The sequence below is a fragment of the Pseudomonas sp. Pdm06 genome (assembly GCF_014851795.1).
Lineage (GTDB): Bacteria > Pseudomonadota > Gammaproteobacteria > Pseudomonadales > Pseudomonadaceae > Aquipseudomonas > Aquipseudomonas fluorescens_AA.
Genome location: NZ_JACVAH010000011.1, coordinates 207,727 through 227,888 on the forward strand (window position 1 = coordinate 207,727; position 20,162 = coordinate 227,888).

14 protein-coding genes are annotated in these 20,162 nt (G+C 61.8%); 11 read left to right on the forward strand and 3 right to left on the reverse strand.

Features of this window, described 5'->3' with window-relative positions:
- Positions 1-209 precede the first annotated feature (209 nt).
- The gene (gene thiI, locus IB266_RS19015) at positions 210-1,664 is read left to right on the forward strand and encodes a tRNA uracil 4-sulfurtransferase ThiI (RefSeq protein ID WP_192262093.1); all 1,455 of its coding nucleotides are present in this window, start codon (positions 210-212) and stop codon (positions 1,662-1,664) included.
- 138 nt (positions 1,665-1,802) lie between these two features.
- Positions 1,803-3,623 (forward strand): translational GTPase TypA, encoded by a 1,821-nt coding sequence (gene typA, locus IB266_RS19020; RefSeq protein ID WP_003186725.1) that lies wholly within the window; start codon positions 1,803-1,805, stop codon positions 3,621-3,623.
- A gap of 225 nt (positions 3,624-3,848) precedes the next feature.
- On the opposite strand, the gene IB266_RS19025 is transcribed toward typA, so the two are convergent.
- Complete coding sequence (locus IB266_RS19025; RefSeq protein ID WP_025211360.1) at positions 3,849-4,286, reverse strand: YkgJ family cysteine cluster protein; 438 nt, start codon at positions 4,284-4,286, stop codon at positions 3,849-3,851.
- 255 nt (positions 4,287-4,541) lie between these two features.
- Here IB266_RS19025 and IB266_RS19030 point away from each other — a divergent pair, with 255 nt between their 5' ends.
- The 5 genes from IB266_RS19030 (at position 4,542) to IB266_RS19050 (ending at position 14,044) form a co-directional block, all read left to right on the forward strand.
- Positions 4,542-6,992, forward strand: a complete 2,451-nt coding sequence (locus IB266_RS19030; protein ID WP_192262094.1) for a glycogen/starch/alpha-glucan phosphorylase — start codon at positions 4,542-4,544, stop codon at positions 6,990-6,992.
- A 203-nt stretch (positions 6,993-7,195) separates the two neighbouring features.
- Entirely contained in the window at positions 7,196-10,819 is a 3,624-nt protein-coding gene (locus IB266_RS19035) for a DUF2339 domain-containing protein (protein ID WP_192262095.1), read from the forward strand.
- Positions 10,816-12,198, forward strand: coding sequence for a DUF3999 domain-containing protein (locus IB266_RS19040; RefSeq protein ID WP_192262096.1), 1,383 nt, complete (start codon positions 10,816-10,818; stop codon positions 12,196-12,198). The genes IB266_RS19035 and IB266_RS19040 overlap by 4 nt, the downstream gene beginning before the upstream one ends.
- A gap of 235 nt (positions 12,199-12,433) precedes the next feature.
- Positions 12,434-13,444 (forward strand): class 1 fructose-bisphosphatase, encoded by a 1,011-nt coding sequence (locus IB266_RS19045; protein WP_018607993.1) that lies wholly within the window; start codon positions 12,434-12,436, stop codon positions 13,442-13,444.
- 3 nt (positions 13,445-13,447) lie between these two features.
- On the forward strand, positions 13,448-14,044 hold the full coding sequence (locus IB266_RS19050) for a DUF924 family protein (protein WP_192262097.1): 597 nt from the start codon (positions 13,448-13,450) through the stop codon (positions 14,042-14,044).
- Positions 14,045-14,157: 113 nt separating this feature from the next.
- Here IB266_RS19050 and IB266_RS19055 read toward each other — a convergent pair whose 3' ends face one another.
- Positions 14,158-16,050, reverse strand: a complete 1,893-nt coding sequence (locus tag IB266_RS19055) for a methyl-accepting chemotaxis protein (protein ID WP_225613584.1) — start codon at positions 16,048-16,050, stop codon at positions 14,158-14,160.
- A gap of 284 nt (positions 16,051-16,334) precedes the next feature.
- On the opposite strand from IB266_RS19055, the gene IB266_RS19060 reads away from it, so the two are divergent.
- Positions 16,335-16,589 carry a hypothetical protein gene (locus tag IB266_RS19060; RefSeq protein ID WP_003186715.1) on the forward strand — a complete coding sequence of 85 codons (255 nt, stop codon included), beginning with the start codon at positions 16,335-16,337 and terminating at the stop codon, positions 16,587-16,589.
- 31 nt (positions 16,590-16,620) lie between these two features.
- Positions 16,621-17,190 carry a lipocalin family protein gene (locus IB266_RS19065; protein ID WP_060739593.1) on the forward strand — a complete coding sequence of 190 codons (570 nt, stop codon included), beginning with the start codon at positions 16,621-16,623 and terminating at the stop codon, positions 17,188-17,190.
- A 120-nt stretch (positions 17,191-17,310) separates the two neighbouring features.
- Here IB266_RS19065 and IB266_RS19070 read toward each other — a convergent pair whose 3' ends face one another.
- The gene (locus IB266_RS19070) at positions 17,311-18,675 is read right to left on the reverse strand and encodes a formimidoylglutamate deiminase (RefSeq protein WP_060739592.1); all 1,365 of its coding nucleotides are present in this window, start codon (positions 18,673-18,675) and stop codon (positions 17,311-17,313) included.
- A 143-nt stretch (positions 18,676-18,818) separates the two neighbouring features.
- Here IB266_RS19070 and hutC point away from each other — a divergent pair, with 143 nt between their 5' ends.
- Positions 18,819-19,529, forward strand: a complete 711-nt coding sequence (gene hutC, locus IB266_RS19075; protein ID WP_170842365.1) for a histidine utilization repressor — start codon at positions 18,819-18,821, stop codon at positions 19,527-19,529.
- Positions 19,526-20,095, forward strand: a complete 570-nt coding sequence (locus tag IB266_RS19080; RefSeq protein ID WP_060739590.1) for a HutD family protein — start codon at positions 19,526-19,528, stop codon at positions 20,093-20,095. Before hutC ends, IB266_RS19080 begins: the two co-directional genes overlap by 4 nt.
- Positions 20,096-20,162: the final 67 nt, after the last annotated feature.

Here is a 20,162-nt window from a genome sequence, read left to right on the forward strand (position 1 = left end):
AGCATGGGTTTTTTGCACCAAATACACGCTTTTAAAGGCGTAAATCAAAGATTGTCCGACAATAACGCACTGCAATGTGGCGTCGCCAATCGATAATGACCTGTTTTGGTGCGCGTAAAACCATCTGCACATTAACTGGTTAAACCTTGAGCAATTTCCGCTATAATCCGCGCCCCCCTTTTTCGGCTGGCCGTTCGCGCGCTGTTTTCATGAAACTAATCGTAAAAGTCTTCCCCGAGATCACCATCAAGAGCCGCCCGGTACGGATGCGTTTCATCCGCCAGTTGGCCAAGAACATCCGTGCCGTGCTCCGAGACCTGGATCCGGCCGTGGTGGTGAATGGCGTGTGGGACAACCTCGAACTGGAAACCCGTGTCAGCGAACCCAAGCTCCTGAAGGAAATGACCGAGCGCCTGAGTTGCATGCCGGGCATCGCGCATTTTTTGCAAGTCGATGAATACCCGCTGGGGGATTTCGACGACATCCTTGCCAAGTGCATGCTTCATTATGGTGACGCACTGGCCGGCAAGATCTTTTCGGTGCGTTGCAAGCGTGCCGGCAAGCACGCGTTCAGCTCGATGGATGTGGAGAAGTTCGTCGGCAGCCAGTTGCGCCGGCAATGCAGCGCGGCCGGTATTTCGTTGAAAGACCCGGAAATCGAAGTGCGCATCGAAATTCGCGACCAGCGGTTGTTCGTGATCCACAGCCAGCACAACAGCATCGGCGGTTATCCGCTGGGTTCGCTGGAGCAGACCCTGGTGCTGATGTCCGGTGGCTTCGACTCCACGGTGGCCGCCTACCAGATCATGCGTCGCGGGTTGATGAGCCATTTCTGCTTCTTCAACCTCGGCGGGCGTGCCCATGAATTGGGCGTGATGGAAGTGGCGCACTTCATCTGGAAGAAGTACGGCAGCTCTCAACGCGTGTTATTTGTGAGTGTGCCGTTCGAGGAAGTCCTGGGCGAGATTCTCGGCAAAGTCGATAACAGTCATATGGGCGTCATTTTGAAGCGTATGATGTTGCGCGCCGCTTCACGAATTGCCGACCGCCTGCAAATCGATGCGCTGGTGACCGGCGAGGCGATCTCCCAGGTGTCGAGCCAGACGTTGCCGAACCTGTCGGTGATCGACTGCGTGACCGAGAAGCTGGTCTTGCGTCCACTGATCGCCAGCCACAAGCAGGACATCATCGACCAGGCCAACGAAATCGGCACCGCCGAGTTTGCCCGGCACATGCCGGAATACTGCGGCGTCATCTCGGTCAATCCGAAGACGGCGGCCAAGCGCGGGCGGGTGGAGCACGAAGAGAAAGAATTCGACATGGCGGTACTCGAGCGAGCGCTCGAAAACGCCAGGCTGGTGCCGATCGATCGCGTCATCGACGAATTGGGCCAGGACATCAAGATTGAAGAAGTCGGCGAAGCGCTGGCCGGTCAGATCATCATCGACATCCGCCACCCGGATGACGCTGAAGACGACCCGCTGAGTGTCGCCGGCATCGAGGTAAAAACGATGCCGTTCTATGCCGTGAACGCGCGTTTCAAGGAACTGGACCCTACTCGCCAGTACCTGCTGTATTGCGACAAAGGCGTGATGAGTCGCCTGCATGCCCACCATTTGCTCAGTGAGGGGCATGCCAATGTGCGCGTTTATCGACCGAGCTAAGTGCCCGGGGCTGTTTGCCTGTGGCCTGCGTCACCGGCCCCCCGACGCCGCCGACAGGCTGTAACGGCTTTGTCGGACTCAACGTAAATCGCTGCCACGACCTGTCAGCACACCGAATCCTCTGATCGAGATACACAAGTGATCGAAAATCTACGCAACATCGCCATCATTGCTCACGTTGACCATGGTAAGACCACCCTGGTAGACAAACTCTTGCGTCAATCCGGCACCCTGGAGCGCAACGAGCTCAACGACGAGCGCGTGATGGACTCCAACGACCAGGAAAAAGAGCGCGGTATTACCATCCTGGCGAAAAACACCGCCATCAACTGGAACGGCTACCACATCAACATCGTGGACACCCCGGGCCACGCCGACTTCGGTGGTGAAGTAGAGCGCGTGATGTCGATGGTCGACTCCGTGCTGCTGCTGGTTGACGCTCAAGACGGCCCTATGCCGCAAACCCGTTTCGTGACCAAGAAGGCGTTCGAAGCCGGCCTGCGTCCGATCGTGGTCATCAACAAGGTTGACCGTCCAGGCGCGCGTCCGGACTGGGTTCTGGACCAGATCTTCGACCTGTTCGACAACCTGGGTGCCACCGAAGAACAGCTGGACTTCAAAGTCGTCTACGCCTCGGCCCTGAACGGCATTGCCGGTCTGGACCACACTGCCATGGCTGAAGACATGACCCCGCTGTACCAGTCGATCGTCGACGACGTACCAGCGCCGAAAGTCGACCGTGACGGTCCGTTCCAGATGCAGATCTCGGCACTGGACTACAACAGCTTCCTGGGTGTGATCGGTGTTGGCCGTATCGCCCGTGGTCGCATCAAGCCGAACACCCCGGTGGTTGCCATCGACGCCGACGGCAAGAAGCGCAACGGTCGTATCCTCAAGCTGATGGGTCACCACGGCCTGCACCGCATCGACGTTGAAGAAGCTGCGGCCGGCGACATCGTCTGCATCAGCGGCTTCGAGCAACTGTTCATCTCCGACACCCTGTGCGACCCACTGAACGTCGAAGCGATGAAGCCGTTGACCGTCGACGAGCCAACCGTTTCCATGACCTTCCAGGTCAACGACTCGCCATTCTGCGGTAAAGAAGGCAAGTTCGTGACCAGCCGTAACATCAAGGAACGCCTGGACAAAGAGCTGCTCTACAACGTTGCCCTGCGCGTTGAAGAAGGCGACTCGGCCGACAAGTTCAAAGTGTCCGGCCGTGGTGAGCTGCACCTCTCGGTACTGATCGAAACCATGCGTCGCGAAGGCTTCGAAATGGGCGTGGGTCGTCCTGAAGTGATCATCCGCATGGTTGATGGCGTCAAGCACGAACCGTACGAAAACGTGACCATCGACCTGCCGGAAGAATCCCAGGGCGCGATCATGGAGCAAATGGGCCTGCGTAAAGGCGACCTGACCAACATGGTTCCGGATGGCAAGGGCCGTGTGCGCCTTGAGTACAACATCCCGGCCCGTGGCCTGATCGGTTTCCGTAACGAGTTCCTGACCCTGACCTCCGGTGGCGGCATCCTGACCTCGATCTTCGATCGTTACGACGTGATGAAGTCCGGCGACATGTCCGGCCGTCAGAACGGCGTGCTGGTATCGGTTGCGACCGGCAAGGCCCTGACCTACTCGCTGGAAACCCTGCAAGCGCGCGGCAAGCTGTTCGTCGAGCACGGCCAGGATATCTACGAAGGTCAAATCGTCGGCCTGAACAGCCGCGACAACGACCTGGGCGTGAACCCGACCAAAGGCAAGAAGCTCGACAACATGCGTGCTTCGGGCAAGGACGAAACCATCGCCCTGGTTCCGCCGGTCAAGTTCACCCTGGAGCAAGCGCTGGAGTTCGTACAGGAAGACGAATTGTGCGAAGTGACGCCTAAGTCGATTCGCCTGCGTAAGAAAATCCTTGGCGAAAGCGAGCGTACCCGCGCTGCCAAGAAAAGCGGCAACTGAGTTTCGACTTAGTTAGCGGCTGAAAAAAAACGCCCCTGATTGTGAGATCAGGGGCGTTTTTTATGCCTGGAAGTGATGTAGCGCCTGTCAGGGCCCTATCGCGAGCAAGCTCGCTCCCACAGTGGATTTGCAGTGGGTACAGATGTTGTGTCCGACAGGAATCCCCTGTGGGAGCGAGCTTGCTCGCGATGGCGTCGGCTCAGGCACCGCTGAACCCGCAGTCGATCAGAATTTGTCCAACGTCCGCGGATTCCGCTCGCGCTCCACTTCCTTGGGCTTGTAGGCACAATACCCCGGCCGTGGCCCAATCCGCGGATGGTTGCGGCAGGTGTCCGGGCGCTTCTCGTAAATGGTGCACAACCGGCTCTTGCGGTCCAGATAAAGGCAATCGTTGTTGCTCATGCGCTGGAGCGTGAAAATTTCCGACTTCTGGTTGTAGCGCTCGACGATCCCTTCCTTTTGCAGGCGCTTGGCGATGTTCTTCGGCGGGTCGCCCAGTTCGAACTCATCGACGATGCCGATGCGGATCAGGTCCTTGATCTTGGCCTCCACCGGCAGCGTGCAGCAGCTCGATACGCAGGAACCGCACATCGGGGCGGAGTACTTGGCCCAGGTATCGAGTCGGTCGATCTCCGCGGCGGCGATCAGGTTGGGCTTCATCATCACGGTTTACCAGCATGCATCAGGGCGCGCGATCATACCGGGACTGGTGAAATTTTGAACGACCATCTGCCGGTTTTTTTTTCATCTGCGCTAAAACGCTCGAGGACCGGCACGGCCCCTGCATTCATTTGCCCATCCGGCAACTCTCTGGCGACGATTCTCCGACACTCGGGGGAATCCACCGAACCAAGAGCCTGTACCGTCTGTCAGACCGACTAGGCTCAGACAATTCCATGCTCGTTCGAGGTCTCATCAATGACTCAAGAACCACTTGTTCGCGAAGCTGAAGTTGCGGCATTTCGCGACGCCGTGTTGACCAAACTCACTTACGCCGTCGGCAAGGACCCGGATCATGCGTTTGATCACGATTGGTTCGAAGCCATTGCCCTGGCCGCCCGCGACCACATGGTCGAACACTGGATGGACCACACGCGGCAGATCTACCGCAAGGGCCAGAAGCGCGTCTATTACCTCTCCCTGGAATTCCTCATCGGCCGCTTGCTCTACGACAGCCTGAGCAACCTTGGCCTGCTGGACACCGCGCGTGAGGCCCTGACCGAGCTGGGCGTGGACCTGGAGCGCATCCGTTTGCTCGAACCCGATGCGGCGCTGGGCAACGGTGGTCTTGGCCGCTTGGCGGCATGTTTCATGGAAAGCATGTCCACACTGGGCATCGCTGGCCATGGCTACGGCATTCGTTATGAGCACGGCCTGTTCCGCCAGGCGATTGTCGATGGCTGGCAGCAGGAGCAGACCGAGCATTGGCTGGATTTCGGCAACCCGTGGGAGTTCGAGCGGCCGGAGGTGGTCTACCCGATCGGTTTTGGCGGCAGCGTCGAGACCGTGACCGATGAGGCCGGCAAGACCCGGCAAGTCTGGTCCCCGGCCGAAACCGTGCGGGCCATCGCCTACGACACGCCGGTGGTGGGTTGGCGCGGTGCCAGCGTCAACACCCTGCGTCTGTGGCGCGCCCGGGCCGTGGAAGACTTGCACCTGGAGCGCTTCAACGCCGGCGACCACTTGGGCGCGGTGGCGGAAGTGGCTCGGGCCGAAAGTATTTCCCGCGTCCTCTATCCGGCCGACAGCACCGAAGCCGGCCAGGAATTGCGCCTGCGCCAGGAATATTTCTTTGTCGCCGCCTCGTTGCAGGACTTGCTGCGGCGCCATCGCAACATGCACACCTCGGTGCTGACCCTGGGCGACCATGCGGCGATCCAGCTCAACGACACGCACCCGTCCATCGCCGTGGCCGAGCTGATGCGGCAATTGGTGGATGTCTATGACGTGGCCTGGGATGCGGCCTGGCAGATCACCCAGGACACGCTGTCCTACACCAACCACACACTGCTGCCCGAAGCCCTGGAGACCTGGCCGGTGGGGCTGATGGAGCGCATGTTGCCCCGGCACATGCAGATCATCTACCTGATCAACGCCCAGCACATCGATTCGCTGCGGGCCAAAGGCGTGCACGATTTCGACGTGCTGCGCTCGGTTTCGCTGATCGAAGAGGACAACGGTCGCCGGGTGCGCATGGGCAACCTGGCATTCCTCGGTTCCCACAGCGTCAACGGCGTGTCCGGGTTGCACACGCAACTGATGCGCAGCACGGTGTTCTCCGAGCTGCACAAGCTCTATCCGGATCGGATCAACAACAAGACCAACGGCATCACCTTCCGCCGCTGGTTGTTCCAGGCCAACGCCGAATTGACCTCGATGATGGTCGACGCCCTCGGCCCGAGCGTGCTGGACAACCCCGAGGAGCGCCTGATCGAACTGGAGCCGTTCGCCGACAAGCCGGCGTTCCGCAAACAGTTCGCCGAGCAGCGCCTGCACAGCAAGAAAGCCCTGGCTTACCTGATCCACGAGCGACTGGGCATTGCCGTCAACCCGGCGGCGATGTTCGACGTGCAGGTCAAGCGGATCCACGAATACAAGCGCCAGTTGCTCAACCTGATGCACACCGTGGCGCTGTACCAGGCGATCCGTGCCGAGCCGGAAGTGGATTGGGTGCCGCGGGTGAAGATCTTCGCCGGCAAGGCCGCCGCCAGTTATCACCAGGCCAAGCTGATCATCAAGCTGACCAACGACATCGCCCGAGTGGTGAACAACGATCCGACCGTGCGCGGTTTGCTCAAAGTAGTGTTCCTGCCCAACTACAACGTCAGCCTGGCCGAAAGCATCATTCCGGCGGCGGACCTGTCGGAGCAGATTTCCACGGCCGGCTTCGAAGCGTCGGGCACCAGCAACATGAAGTTCGGCCTCAACGGCGCGCTGACCATCGGTACCATGGATGGCGCCAACGTGGAGATGCATGAGCGCGTCGGTGGCGAGCACATGTTCATTTTCGGCCTGACGGCTGAGCAAGTGGAAGCGCGCAAGCAAAACGGTGAGTTCAGCGCTGCGCCGGACATCGCCGCCTCCCATCGCCTGAATGATGTGTTGCAGGCGATTCGCGGCGGGGTGTTCTCGCCGGATGATCCGATGCGCTACGCCGGGCTTGTCGACTCGCTGGTTGACTATGACCGCTTCCTGGTCTGTGCCGACTTCGACTCGTACTGGAGCGCCCAGGCCCGGGTCGAAGAGCGTTGGCACGACGACAAGCAGTGGTGGCGTTCGGCGGTGCTCAACACCGCGCGCATGGGCTGGTTCTCCTCGGACCGGACCATCCGTGAATACGCCACCGACATCTGGAAAGCCCTGGAGTAGCATTTGCTGCAAGAAATGTGAGCGAAGCCCAACGGCGGTTGGGCTTCGTCGATATACTAGGCGCCAGTTTCGCCGGGCTTTGTGGCCGGACTCAGCAATTGGCAGCGCCAACATTCCAATGTGGGTTTGGGGTTCCACTAGACTGATCCAGGCATCGCATCACCCCGGTCATGCCCGCAACGGGCCGCTTAGGGATATCAACCATGCAATGGATCTTGACGTTGTTGGGCCTGGCACTCGGCTGGGTGGTGGACGAGTCGTTCGCCGATGCGCTGATAGGCGCACTGGTGGGACTTGGCATCGCCCAGGCGTTTCGATTGGGGCGCCTGGGTGTCCAGGCGGCCAAGCAACAGATCTTGTTGCAAGAGGCCCAGCAGAGCTTGCTCACGTTGGAGGGCCGCCTGGCGGTACTCGAACGCGGCAAGGTGGCCGAACCGAGTGATCCGGCCCCCGCACCCGAGGTTGTCGTGCCCCAGGCCGCGAAGCCCGCAACGCGCATCGAACCGGAGCTCGTCTGGGAATTTCCGTCAGACCTCGAACCCGCTCCCGCGATGGCCACCCAGGCCAGCCAGCCGTTGCCCGATGACATTTGGAAGCCCGCGCCAGAGACATCCAGTCGGCGTGCCGAGCGCGATTTTGCTCCTCTGCCTCTGGAGCCAATGATTGCGGAGCCGGCGGCCCCACGTGGTCCGAATCTGTTCGACCGCGCCATCATCGGTGCGCGCAACTGGTTGTTCGGCGGCAATACGGTGCTGCGGGTCGGTGTGGTGTTGTTGTTCCTCGGCCTGGCGTTTCTGCTGCGCTATGCCACCGAAGGCATGGTGGTGCCGATCGAATTGCGTTACGCCGGCGTCGCGGCCAGTGCGTTGGGCCTGTTGGGCCTGGGCTGGTGGTTGCGCCAGCGCAACAACAGTTATGCGCTGATGCTCCAGGGCACCGGGATCGCCGTGTTGTACCTGACGGTGTTCGCCGCCATGCGCTTGCATCCGTTGCTCGATTCCAAGGCGGCCCTGGGCTTGCTGGTGGCGGTGACGGTGTTTTCGGCGATCCTGGCGGTTACCCAGAATGCCCTGGGCCTGGCTGCGGCGGCGGCACTGGGCGGGTTCGCCGCGCCGATCCTGACTTCTACCGGCAGCGGCAACCACGTCGCGCTGTTCAGCTATTTCATCCTGCTCAATGCCGGCATTCTCGCGATAGCCTGGTTCAAGGCCTGGCGCCTGCTCAACCTGATCGGTTTTGTCGGCACCTTCGGCATCGGTTTCGCCTGGGGCCTGCGTTCCTACACGCCAGAACTGCTCTGGAGCACCGAGCCGTTCCTGATCCTGTTCTTCCTCATCTACCTGGCGATCGGCTTGCTGTTCACCCGCCGCAAGCTGCTGGAAATGAACGACGCCCCCGAAGAGGGCAGCCGCGACGCGTTGTTGCGCTGGTCGGCGCGCAAGGGCGATTACGTGGACGGCACGATGCTGTTCGCCCCGCCGCTGGTGGGCTTCGGCTTGCAGTTCGCGTTGGTGCAGCACCTGGAGTTCGCCGCTGCCTTCAGCGCCCTGGCCCTGGGCATGATCTACATGGGCCTGGCGCGGCTATTGATGGGCGGCCGCGCCTTGTTGTTGGCGGAAACCTGCCTGGCCCTGGGGGTGATTTTTTCCAGCCTGGCAATCCCGTTGGGGCTCGACGCCCGTTGGACCGCCGCGGCCTGGGCCGTGGAGGGCGCGGGGATTTTCTGGCTGGGCCTGCGTCAGCAACGACCTTTCGCACGAGCCTTTGCTTTGCTGCTGCAATTGGGTTCGGCGCTGGCCTTCCTCAGCGAATTGCGATCTGGCGAAAGCAGCCTGCTCGACGGCTCACCGTTGGGGGCGTTGATGCTCGGCGGCGCTTTGCTGTTCACGTTCTACCAACTGCGCAAGGCCGCCCCTGAACACACGGCGGCTTGGGAGCGCCAAGGCCTGCCGGTGCTGGCGGTGCTGGGCTTGAGTTTCCTCTATCTGCTGGCACCGTTGTTCTTCTTCACCCACGGCACGGCCATCGCCTGGGCCCTGGCCGGATTGGCGACGTTGTTTGTCGGCCTGCGCCTGCAATCGCGCAGTTTCCTGTTCACCGCGTTCGCGGTGCAATTGCTCGGCGGCGCACTGTTCCTGTTGCGCTTGCAAGGCGCCGAGGGCGATTCGGCGGCGGTGTTCAGCGCGGGCTGGAGCGGTTTGCTCAGTGCTTCTCTGATCGGTCTGGCGTTGATCGGCGGCATGTTGCTGGCGGCGCGCGACGACATGGTGCGCAACGATGTCCGGTTGCTGCGCGGCTTGTCGGTGGTACTGCTGGCGGGGCTGGTGCTGATCAACCTCGCGGTGCTGTTCGTCCTGCCCTGGCAAACCGCGAGCGGGGTGTGGGCGGCCAGCGGGCTGTTGATCATCTGGCTGAGCCTGTACCTGAAACAGCGCGTGAGCTTTGTCTTCGGTCTGCTGTTGCAACTGCTCGGCGGCGCGTCGTTCCTGATGGCGGGGCCGGCACTGTTGGGGCCGCTCAATGCCGAGGACCTGCGACCCCTGGCCCACAGCGGGTTCTGGACGCCGCTGGTCCTGGGGCTGGCAGCGCTGGTGGGCGCATGGCGTCTGCAGCGGGCGCACGCGGCGCAGGAACTGGACGCCTTGAGCTTGCAGCGCCTGTCCGAGCTGTTGCTGATCTGGGGCGCGGGTTGGTGGGCGCTGGCGTGGGTCAGCGAAGTGCTGCGTTTTGCCCCGGCGAACCTGCAAGGCAGCATGCTGTTGTTGGTCGCGGCCATCAGCGTGGCGGTGTGGAGCGTTTTGTCGCTGCGGTTGAAATGGCCGGCACTGGGGTTGCTGTGCACCCTGTTGATCCCGGCGGCGGGCTGTGTGCTTGTCGCAGCGTGGGATAGCCGCTACCACCCGGCGGCGGACTTTGGCTGGCTGGCCTGGCTGGCGGTATTTGCCGTGCATTTCCTCTCGCTCAAGCGCCTGGCGCCGGTGCTGCCGGCCCGGGCGCGCAGTACGGCCCACGTACTCGGTTGCTGGTTGCTGATGGCGGTGTTGATGCTGGAATTGCGTTACGGCCTGCTGTTGCTGTCCGAGCAGTACAACGCTTGGCGCTGGCTGGCCTGGGCGATCCTGCCAGGTCTGTATCTGGTGCTGATGGCCACGCCGCGTACCTTGCCATGGCCGGTTTCGGCACAACCACGGGAATATCGTGTCTATGCGGCGGCGCCCATGGCGCTGTTGATGCTCGGTTGGTTCTGGCTGACCAACACCTTCAGTGATGGCAACTCAGAGCCACTGCCTTATGTGCCGTTGCTCAATCCCTTGGAGCTGGGCCTGCTGTTCGCCTTGTTCGGTATCTATGTGTGGGCTCGCAACGCCGTGGAGCAATCGACGAACGGCTGGAATCGCGTCGGGCACATCGCCCAGTTGATCGCCGGTGTGTCGCTGTTCGCGTTCTTCACCGCCCTGGTGATGCGCACGGCCCACCAGTGGATGGGGGTGCCATACGAGTTGGACGCGCTGCTCGAATCGATGTTCGTGCAGGCCGGGTTGTCCATTGTCTGGACCTTGATCGCCCTGGGCCTGATGATCGGTGGGCATCTGCGCCATCGCCGTGAAGTGTGGCTGATCGGTGCGGCGTTGATCGCCGTGGTCGTGGCGAAGCTGTTCTTTGTCGAATTGAGTAACCGTGGCGGTCTGGCGCGGATCGTGTCGTTCATCGGCGTGGGTGTATTGCTATTGGTGGTGGGCTACTTTGCGCCGCTGCCGCCCAAGCGCCCGGAGACGGTCGCCCAGGATGAGCCGCCTATGCCTGTCAGTGAGGGAGTGTCATCTTGAGTCGCAAGTTGAATCGGATCGGGCTGGGCGTGGTCGGATTGTGGGTGGCGTTGTCGGCTACGGCCCAGGAGCAAGCGGCGGATTTCGCCCATCAAGTGCCGTTGGCCCTGAGCGGCGAAGGGCCGTGGTATCGCCTGCCGTTGCCACTGGACGTGCAGTTGCAGGCGCGGCAGACCGACCTGAGCGACCTGCGCGTCTTCAACGCCGCCGGCCAGGCCCAGGCCTACGCCTTGGTGCGCGAGTCGGCCCAGAGCCGGGAAAACCGCACCCTCACCGATGTGAAGTGGTTCCCGCTATACAACGCCGCCGACGACAGCGAGCGCGCGCCCAGCGTACGTGTGCAGTCGAACGCCAATGGCACGCTGGTGGAAGTCCAGCCATCGAGTCGGCTCGAAGCGGGGGAGGAGGAACTGCGCGGTTGGTTGCTGGATGCCAGCGCGATCAAGGCACCGTTGCAGCAGTTGGTCCTCGACTGGACCAGCGAGCGCGACGGCTTCCAGCGGTTCACCATCGAAGCCAGTGACGACTTGCAGCACTGGCAATCCTGGGGTGAAGGCCAGGTGGCGCGCTTGACCTTTGCCGATGAGCGGGTCGAGCAGCATGAAGTGAACCTGCCGGGGCAACCGGCGCGCTATCTGCGGTTGCTGTGGGATTCGCCGTCCTCCGCGCCGGTGCTGACCTCGGCCCAGCTGCACAGCGCCAGCCGCGAAAGCCTGCCGTTGCCGCTGGTCTGGTCGCAACCGTTGGCCGGCAGCACGACGAAGGCCGGTGAGTACACCTGGCAGTTGCCCATGGGGCTGAACATCGAACAAGTGCAGGTCGAACTGAGCCAGGCCAACAGCCTGGCGCCGGTGACCCTGGCCGGTCGCCGTGAAAGCAGCCATCCGTGGCAGCCACTGGGCAGTGGCTTGCTCTATCGCCTGACCCAGAACGGCCAGGATGTGCTGCAAAACCAATTGCAACTGTCCGGCCAGACCGTGCAGCAATTGAAACTGACCGTGGACGAGCGTGGCGGCGGCCTGGGAACCGAAGCCCCGGCCCTGCGCTTTGCCGTGCGCCCGACCCAGGTGGTGTTCCTGGCGCGGGGCGAAGGGCCTTACCGCCTGGCGCTGGGCAGCGCGACAGTCAAAGCGGCCAGCTTGCCATTGAGCACGCTGGTGCCTGATTACAAACCGTCGCGCCTGGCGACGCTGGGGACGGCGACGGTGAACGGCGCGGCCACGTCGACGCCAACTGCGACCCCTGCAACCGCAACCGCGCCTGCGACGGTGGATACCAACTGGAAGAAAATCGGCTTGTGGGCGGTGTTGCTGCTGAGCGTGCTGTTCCTCGCGGCGATGGCGTTCAGCCTGCTTCGCAAACCGCCGGTCAAGAGCTGAGGTGCGTTCATCGCGAGCAAGCTCGCTCCCACAATAGACCGCGTTCGTCGAAACAACTCGGTCAACTGTGGGAGCGAGCTTGCTCGCGATGGCGTCCTCTCAATCGACAGAAATATCCAAGCGAGCCGCCACCCCGTGAACTCAATCCTCCATATCCCGTCTCATAGGAGGAATTAAGTCCCGACTCGCGCTAAACTGCGCTGGTTTTTCCGCCCCCTATTCTTCGGAGCCGTCCATGTCCCGCGTTACCTTGAGTCGCTATTTGATTGAGCAGACCCGCAGCAACAATACCCCTGCCGATCTGCGCTTTTTGATCGAAGTGGTGGCGCGTGCGTGCAAGGAAATCAGCCACGCCGTCTCCAAAGGCGCGTTGGGTGGTGTCCTGGGCAGCATGGGCACCGAAAACGTGCAGGGTGAAGTGCAGAAGAAGCTCGACGTGCTGTCCAACGAAATCCTGCTCGAAGCCAACGAATGGGGTGGTCACCTGGCCGGCATGGCGTCCGAGGAAATGGACAATGCCTACCAGATCCCGGGCAAGTATCCCAAGGGTGCCTACCTGCTGGTGTTCGACCCACTGGACGGTTCGTCGAACATCGACATCAACGCGCCGGTCGGCACCATCTTCTCGGTACTGCGTTGCCCGAACGAGTACCTGAGCCAGAACGAAGCCCTGAATGAAAAGGCCTTCCTGCAGCCGGGCACCGAGCAGGTCGCCGCCGGTTATGCCATCTACGGCCCCCAGACCATGCTGGTGCTGACCCTGGGTGACGGCGTCAAGGGCTTCACCCTGGACCGTGAGATGGGCAGCTTCGTACTGACCCACGAAGACATCACCATTCCTGAAACCACCCAGGAATTCGCCATCAACATGTCCAACCAGCGTCACTGGGAAGCCCCGGTGAAACGCTACGTCGAAGAATTGCTGGCAGGCGAAGAAGGCCCGCTGAAGAAGAACTACAACATGCGCTGGGTCGCCGCGATGGTTGCCGACGTGCACCGGATCCTGACCCGTGGCGGCTTGTTCATGTACCCGCGCGACAGCCGCGAGCCGTCCAAGCCGGGCAAGCTGCGCCTGATGTACGAAGCCAACCCGATGTCGTTCCTGGTGGAACAGGCGGGCGGCGCTTCCACCGACGGTCACCAGCGCATCCTCGATATCAAGCCTGAAGGTCTGCACCAGCGCGTGGCCGTGTTCCTCGGTTCGAAGGAAGAAGTGGCTCGCGCCACGGCTTACCACAAGGAGTAAAGCATGGCCGAGCCCTGGCAGCCGTTGCTCGATTGGTGGTTTGGTGCAGCCAAGACACCGGACGAAATATCGGCTGACAGGGGCAAGCTGTGGTTCGGCAAAGGCCATGATCGCCAGGCGCAAGAGCGCTTCGGCGATCGGGTCGAGCAGGCACTGGCCGGCGGATTGACCGATTGGGCGCAACGCCCGGAAGGTTGGCTGGCCCTGGTGCTACTGCTCGATCAACTCCCGCGGATGATCTTTCGCGACACCCCCGAGGCTTTTTCCGGTGACCTGCGTGCCCAAGCACTGGTGGCTCAAGGCATGGCGGCGGGTTTCGACCGGCAACTCAAACCGATCCAGCGCGTCTTCATCTACCTGGTACTCGAACACTGCGAAAACCTGGCGGTGCAGAACGAGGCCGTGTCGCGGTTTATCGACCTGGTGCGAGAGCAACGGGAGGCGGAACGGGCGGTGTTTGAAGACAACCTGGATTATGCCGAGCGGCACCAGAAGATCATTGCCCGGTTTGGACGGTTCCCCCATCGCAATGCGGTGTTGGGGCGTGAGTCCACGGTTGAGGAAGTAGAGTTTTTGAACAGGCCTGGGTCCAGGTTCTGATTCTTTCGATCTAGCTGACGCCGCTATCGCGAGCAAGCTCGCTCCCACATTGATGACTTCGAACGCGGTCAATTGTGGGAGCGAGCTTGCTCGCGATGGGGCCCTTGAAAGCGCTAGATCCGGAAACTACCCACCAACTGCTTCAACCGCGCCGCCTGCTGCTCAAGGTCGGAACAGGCCCGCAAGGTGGCTTGCAGGTTTTCCACGCCTTCCTGGTTCAGCGTGTTGATCTCGGTGATGTCGACGTTGATCGACTCCACCACGGCGGTCTGTTCTTCAGTGGCGGTGGCCACGGATTGGTTCATGCCGTCGATTTCACCGATACGCTGGGTCACGCTGCCCAGTCGCTCGCCGGCCTGGTTGGCGATGCCGACGCTGCTTTCGCTCTGGCGCTGGCTATCGGTCATGGTCAGCACCGCTTCCCGTGCGCCGACTTGCAGCTCTTCGATCATCTTCTGCACTTGCTGCGCCGAGTCCTGGGTGCGGTGCGCCAGGTTGCGCACTTCATCGGCTACCACCGCGAAGCCGCGCCCGGCTTCACCGGCCCGGGCCGCCTCGATGGCGGCGTTGAGGGCGAGCAGGTTGGTCTGCTGGGAAATGCTGGTGATCACCTCGAGGATCTGGCCGATGTTCACTGTGTTGCTGTTCAGCGTTTCGATGTTGCCGCACGAATCGCTGATCTTGGCCGACAACTGCTGCATGGCCGCGATGGTTTTATCCACGACTTGCTGGCCGTCTTCGGCCAGGTTGCGGGCCTCGCTGGAATGTTGCGAGGCGAGGGCGGCGTTCTGGGCGATTTCCTGGGCGGCGGCGCCAAGCTGGTTGATGGCCGCGGCCACGCTGCTGGTGCGCGACGCCTGCTGGTCGGAGTTGAACATCGACGAGTTGGACGCACTGACCACGCGCAAGGCGACTTCGTTGACCTGGCCGGTGGCCGAGGCCACTTCGCGGATCGAGGTGTGAATGCGTTCGACAAAACGGTTGAACGACGTGCCCAGTGCGCCGAATTCGTCATGGCCGTGAATGACCAGGCGCCGGGTCAGGTCGCCTTCGCCTTCGGCGATGTCATGCATGGCGCGGCCCATGGTCAGCAACGGTTGCATCAGCACGCGGATCAACATGCCCAGCAGGGCGATGATGAACACCACCGCGATGACCATGGCGATCAGCGCCGACGTACGGAACTCACTGAGCATCGCCAGCGCGGTGTCCTTGTCGAGCACCAGCGCCACGTACCAGTCGGCGCCCGGCACGCCGTTGACGCGGGTGAAGGAGATGAATTGGGTCTTGCCGTCGAGGTCGACTTCCTTCACGCCCGGGCTGATTTGCGGCGCGCCGTTGGGGTAGGCCTCGGCCAGGGTCTTGAGCACGCGCTTGCTGTCGGGGTGGATCAGGATCTTGCCGTCGGCGCTGACGATGAACGCGTGGCCGTGGCCGCCGAAGTTCAGCGAGTTGATGATGGCGCTGACGCTGGACAGGTCAATGTCCGCACCGGCCACGCCAATCATCTGCCCCTGGCGCTGTACCGGCGTGGCGACGGTGATCACCAGCTTGCCCGACGAGGCGGCGATGTACGGTTCGGTGACGATGGTTTGCTGTGCGCTGTTGGCGGCCTTGTACCAGCCACGGGCACGTGGGTCGTAGTCGGCGGCGCGATTGCCGGCCGGTACCGAGAACATCACGCCGTCGGTGCCGCCGAAATAGCTGAGCTGAAAGTTGCCGGTGTAGGCCGGCAGGCCCACGGCGCGCTTGAGGCTGTCGGCACTGCTGCCGTCCACGGCGATCTGCTGGGCCAGCGATTGCAGCAATTGGATACGGCCGTCGACCCACGTCTGGATATTACGGCTGGTCAGGTTGCCGAGTTCCTGCATGGAGGTCTCGGTGCTGGCGTGCAGGCTTTGGCGTTGACGATAGTCGTTGAACAGGATGAAACAGGCGAATGCAACGGCCACCACGAGGGCGGCAGCCAGCAGGATTTTATGGCTGAATTTCATGTTTCTGGTCATTAAGAACACTACCGCGGAGGGACGGGTCAGGAAGGGGTGTCAATTTGCCATAGCGCAGGATTTTGCGCTGTTACTTTTTATCGGCGCAAAAGCCCGGCCCATCAGGCGTCAGGGGCCCAATCCCGACGAAAGGTACGACGGCGTCACAAACCGGTTGATTCATCGATGAAACACCTCTGCACAGCCAATAAATACTGGGGGTGTCAGGGAACCAGATAGGGGTTTTCTCTTCTAAGGATCAGGTTGGCACCCTGCCACCTCCCTTCCGTTCCAGGAGTTACACCATGTCGCTGCGATCTATCGCTCTGCTGTTTATGTGCGTCGTGTTGACCGCATGCAGCAAGGTCAACCAGGAAAACTATTCGAAACTGTCGGCTGGCATGCCCAAGGCCGAAGTCGAAACGTTGCTGGGGAAACCGACCGATTGTTCAGGCGCGCTCGGCATGTCCAGCTGTACCTGGGGCGACCAGAAAAGCTTTATCAGCGTGCAGTACGCCGGTGACAAAGTGTTGATGTTTTCCGGCCAAGGCCTGAAGTAAACCGAGGCCAAAGGCCTGCGGGAGAAAAATAATGATGCGGTTAGTTTTTGTGCTTTTGGCTGGCCTGGTATTGGCCGGCTGTGCCACTTCTGGCGAAGATCCGTTGGCGCCCAAGACGGTCAACAGCGTCAATCTCAAGCGTTACCAAGGGACCTGGTATGAGTTGGCCCGTCTGCCCATGTATTTCCAGCGCAATTGCGCGCAATCGGAAGCTCACTACATCCTCAAGCCAGACGGCAACGTGGGTGTGCTCAATCGCTGCCTGACCTCGGACTGGCAGTGGGAGGAAGCCAGGGGCACGGCCACGCCGCAGGTGCCGGGCAAGACCGACAAGCTCTGGGTCGAGTTCGACAACTGGTTTTCACGGATCGTGCCGGGCGTGGCGAAAGGGCAATATTGGGTGCTGTACGTCAGCGATGACTACAAGACCGCCATCGTCGGCGACCCGAGCCGCCGCTACATGTGGCTGCTGTCCCGCACACCGACCGTCAATAGCGTCGTGCGCGAGGAGCTGCTGAGCAAGGCGCGCCAGCAGGGCTATGACACGACACGACTGATCTGGCGCGCGTCGGATCGGCAGATGGCCAAGACTTCGAATTGATCGGCTCCTGAGAACCCATGTGGGAGCGAGCTTGCTCGCGATGACGGACTTTCAGCCAACCTCAGTGTTGAATGTGAAGGCCTCATCGCGAGCAAGCTCGCTCCCACATTTTTATCCGCGTCAGTCTAGAAGTTCGCGCAATACCTGGGTAAACGCCCGGGCACTTTCCTCTTCGCCGGCATGACGCCCATCACGCACAACCCACCGTCCACCGACCATCACATCCCGCACCTGACGATCGCCGCCGGCAAACAACCAGCGATTGAGAATCCCGTCGCCATTGGCCGTGGCCAGGTACGGATCGTTGCCATCGAGCACCAGCCAGTCGGCGCGCTTGCCGATGTCGAGGGCGCCGACCGGTTGCCCCAGGGCCTGGGCGCCGCCTTCCAATGCCGCATCGAACAAGGTGCGGCCGACCATCGGCTGATCCGCCCGATACAAGCGGTTGCGCCGTTGGTCACGCAGGCGCTGGCCATATTCCAGCCAGCGCAATTCTTCGACCACGCTCAAGGACACATGGCTGTCGGAGCCGATACCCAGGCGCCCGCCCTGGGCGAGGAAATCCACGGCCGGGAAAATCCCGTCCCCCAGGTTGGCTTCGGTGGTCAGGCACAGGCCGGCAATCGCCCGGCTCTTGGCCATGAGGCTGACTTCCTGGGCGTTGGCATGGGTGGCGTGCACCAGGCACCAGCGCTGGTCGACTTCGGTGTTTTCGTACAGCCATTGCAGCGGGCGGGCGCCGCTCCAGCTCAGGCAGTCATCGACTTCCTTCTGCTGCTCGGCGATGTGGATGTGCACCGGGCAATCACGGTCGCTGGCGGCCAGCACGTCCTGGATCTGCCCCGGTGTCACGGCGCGCAGCGAGTGGAAACACAAGCCCAGGGCCTGGGCCGGTTGCCCGGCCAGGATCGGTTGCAAGCGTGACTGAAGCTTCAAGTAGTTTTCGGTGCTGTTGATGAACCGGCGCTGCCCGTCATTGGGCGCCTGGCCGCCAAAACCGGAATGGCTGTAGAGCACCGGCAGCAGCGTCAGGCCGATGCCGGCGGCGCTGGCGGCGTGGCTGATGCGCAGGGCCAGCTCTGCCGGGTCGGCGTAGGGTGCGCCGTCGGTGTCATGGTGCACGTAATGGAATTCGGCGACCGAGGTGTAGCCGGCCTTGAGCATTTCGATGTATAGCTGGCGGGCGATGATGCCGAGTTGATCCGGGCTTATTTTTCCGACGAGGCGGTACATCAAGTCGCGCCAGGTCCAGAAACTGTCGTTGGGATTGCCCGCCACTTCCGCCAGCCCGGCCATCGCCCGTTGAAAGGCATGGGAGTGCAGGTTCGGCATGCCCGGCAACAGCGGACCGCCCAGCCGTTCGGCGCCGTCTGCGTGGGAACCGGCCTGGATATGGGTCAGGACGCCCTTGGCATCGACCTCAAGACGTACATCATGGGCCCATCCACTAGGCAGCAGCGCGCGTTCGGCAAAGAAGGCGGACATGGTTCAACCTCATCGTGCGTAATTTGTATATACATATACAGACGTTTGCCTGGCCGGTAAACTCCGGCAAGCTAGCAACCTTATTCGCAGAACAGGGAACCGCCGTGCCGACTCCGCCTGCCAAACCGCCGCTGGCCGCACACATGGGTGACAGTCCGGCGCCCTTGTACGCCCGCGTCAAACAGATGATCACCCAGCAGATCGACAGTGGAAACTGGCCGCCGCATTACCGCGTGCCGTCAGAAAGCGAGCTGGTCAGCCAGTTGGGCTTCAGCCGCATGACCATCAACCGTGCCCTGCGGGAAATGACCGCCGACGGCCTGTTGGTGCGCATGCAGGGGGTTGGCACGTTCGTGGCCGAGCCCAAGAGCCAATCCGCGTTGTTTGAAGTGCATAACATCGCCGACGAAATCGCCTCCCGTGGTCATCGCCACACCTGCAAGGTGATCACCCTGGAAGAAGAGGCGGCCGGTTCCGAGCGGGCCTTGGCCCTGGACATGCGTGAAGGCCAGAAGGTGTTCCATTCGCTGATCGTGCATTTCGAGAACGACATCCCTGTGCAAATCGAGGACCGTTTCGTCAACGCACTGGTGGCGCCGGACTACCTCAAGCAGGACTTCACCTTGCAGACGCCCTACGCCTACCTGAACCAGGTCGCGCCGCTGACCGAGGGTGAGCATGTGGTCGAGGCGATTCTGGCCGAGCCGAGCGAGTGCAAACTGCTGCAGATCGAGCGAGGTGAACCGTGCCTGTTGATCCGCCGCCGCACCTGGTCCGGGCGCCAGCCGGTGACCGCCGCGCGCCTGATCCATCCGGGTTCCCGTCACAGTCTGGAAGGGCGCTTTCATAAATGAGTCAGTTGAAGGTTTTACGCGCAGCAGATTACCCCCGCATGCCGTGGAAAAACGGCGGTGGCAGCACCGAGGAAATCACTCGTGATGCCGGCACTGGCCTGGAAGGTTTCGGCTGGCGTCTGTCGATTGCCGATATCGGTGAGTCGGGTGGTTTTTCCACGTTTGCCGGTTACGAGCGGATCATCAGCGTCTTGCAGGGAGACGGTATGACGCTGAACGTCGATGGCCAGGCCACGGGGCCTTTGCGCCCGCTGGACCCCTTTGCCTTCAGCGGCGAGAGCCATGTGCATTGCACCTTGCTGGGCGGCCCCATTCGGGATTTCAACCTGATCTATGCGCCGCAGCGTTACCGCGCGCGATTGCAGTGGGTGGGGGGGCAGCAGCGATTCTTCAGCGAAGCGGAGACGTTGCTGGTGTTCAGCGCGGCCCCGGGATTGACCATCAGGATTGGCGAGTCCGCCGTTATCCTGGGCCTCTACGACTGCTTGCAATTGAGCGGTAACACTGGGCTGCTGGACATCACCAGCCACGGCCAATGCTGTGTGATCGAGCTGACGGCCCGCTGATTTCAGCTTCTTGAGTACCCTGTGGGAGCAAGGCTTGCCCGCGACGCAGGCGACTCGATTTTCTGGC

Bases quoted from the DNA above. Each gene is read 5' to 3' on its own strand.
- hutC (WP_170842365.1), top strand. From the start codon at position 18,819: ATGGGTGACAGTCCGGCGCCCTTGTACGCCCGCGTCAAACAGATGATC.
- IB266_RS19035 (WP_192262095.1), top strand. From the start codon at position 7,196: ATGCAATGGATCTTGACGTTGTTGGGCCTGGCACTCGGCTGGGTGGTG.
- IB266_RS19045 (WP_018607993.1), top strand. From the start codon at position 12,434: ATGTCCCGCGTTACCTTGAGTCGCTATTTGATTGAGCAGACCCGCAGC.
- IB266_RS19055 (WP_225613584.1), bottom strand. From the start codon at position 16,050: ATGACCAGAAACATGAAATTCAGCCATAAAATCCTGCTGGCTGCCGCC.
- IB266_RS19070 (WP_060739592.1), bottom strand. From the start codon at position 18,675: ATGTCCGCCTTCTTTGCCGAACGCGCGCTGCTGCCTAGTGGATGGGCC.
- IB266_RS19050 (WP_192262097.1), top strand. From the start codon at position 13,448: ATGGCCGAGCCCTGGCAGCCGTTGCTCGATTGGTGGTTTGGTGCAGCC.
- thiI (WP_192262093.1), top strand. From the start codon at position 210: ATGAAACTAATCGTAAAAGTCTTCCCCGAGATCACCATCAAGAGCCGC.
- IB266_RS19025 (WP_025211360.1), bottom strand. From the start codon at position 4,286: ATGATGAAGCCCAACCTGATCGCCGCCGCGGAGATCGACCGACTCGAT.
- IB266_RS19065 (WP_060739593.1), top strand. From the start codon at position 16,621: ATGATGCGGTTAGTTTTTGTGCTTTTGGCTGGCCTGGTATTGGCCGGC.
- IB266_RS19060 (WP_003186715.1), top strand. From the start codon at position 16,335: ATGTCGCTGCGATCTATCGCTCTGCTGTTTATGTGCGTCGTGTTGACC.
- IB266_RS19030 (WP_192262094.1), top strand. From the start codon at position 4,542: ATGACTCAAGAACCACTTGTTCGCGAAGCTGAAGTTGCGGCATTTCGC.
- IB266_RS19080 (WP_060739590.1), top strand. From the start codon at position 19,526: ATGAGTCAGTTGAAGGTTTTACGCGCAGCAGATTACCCCCGCATGCCG.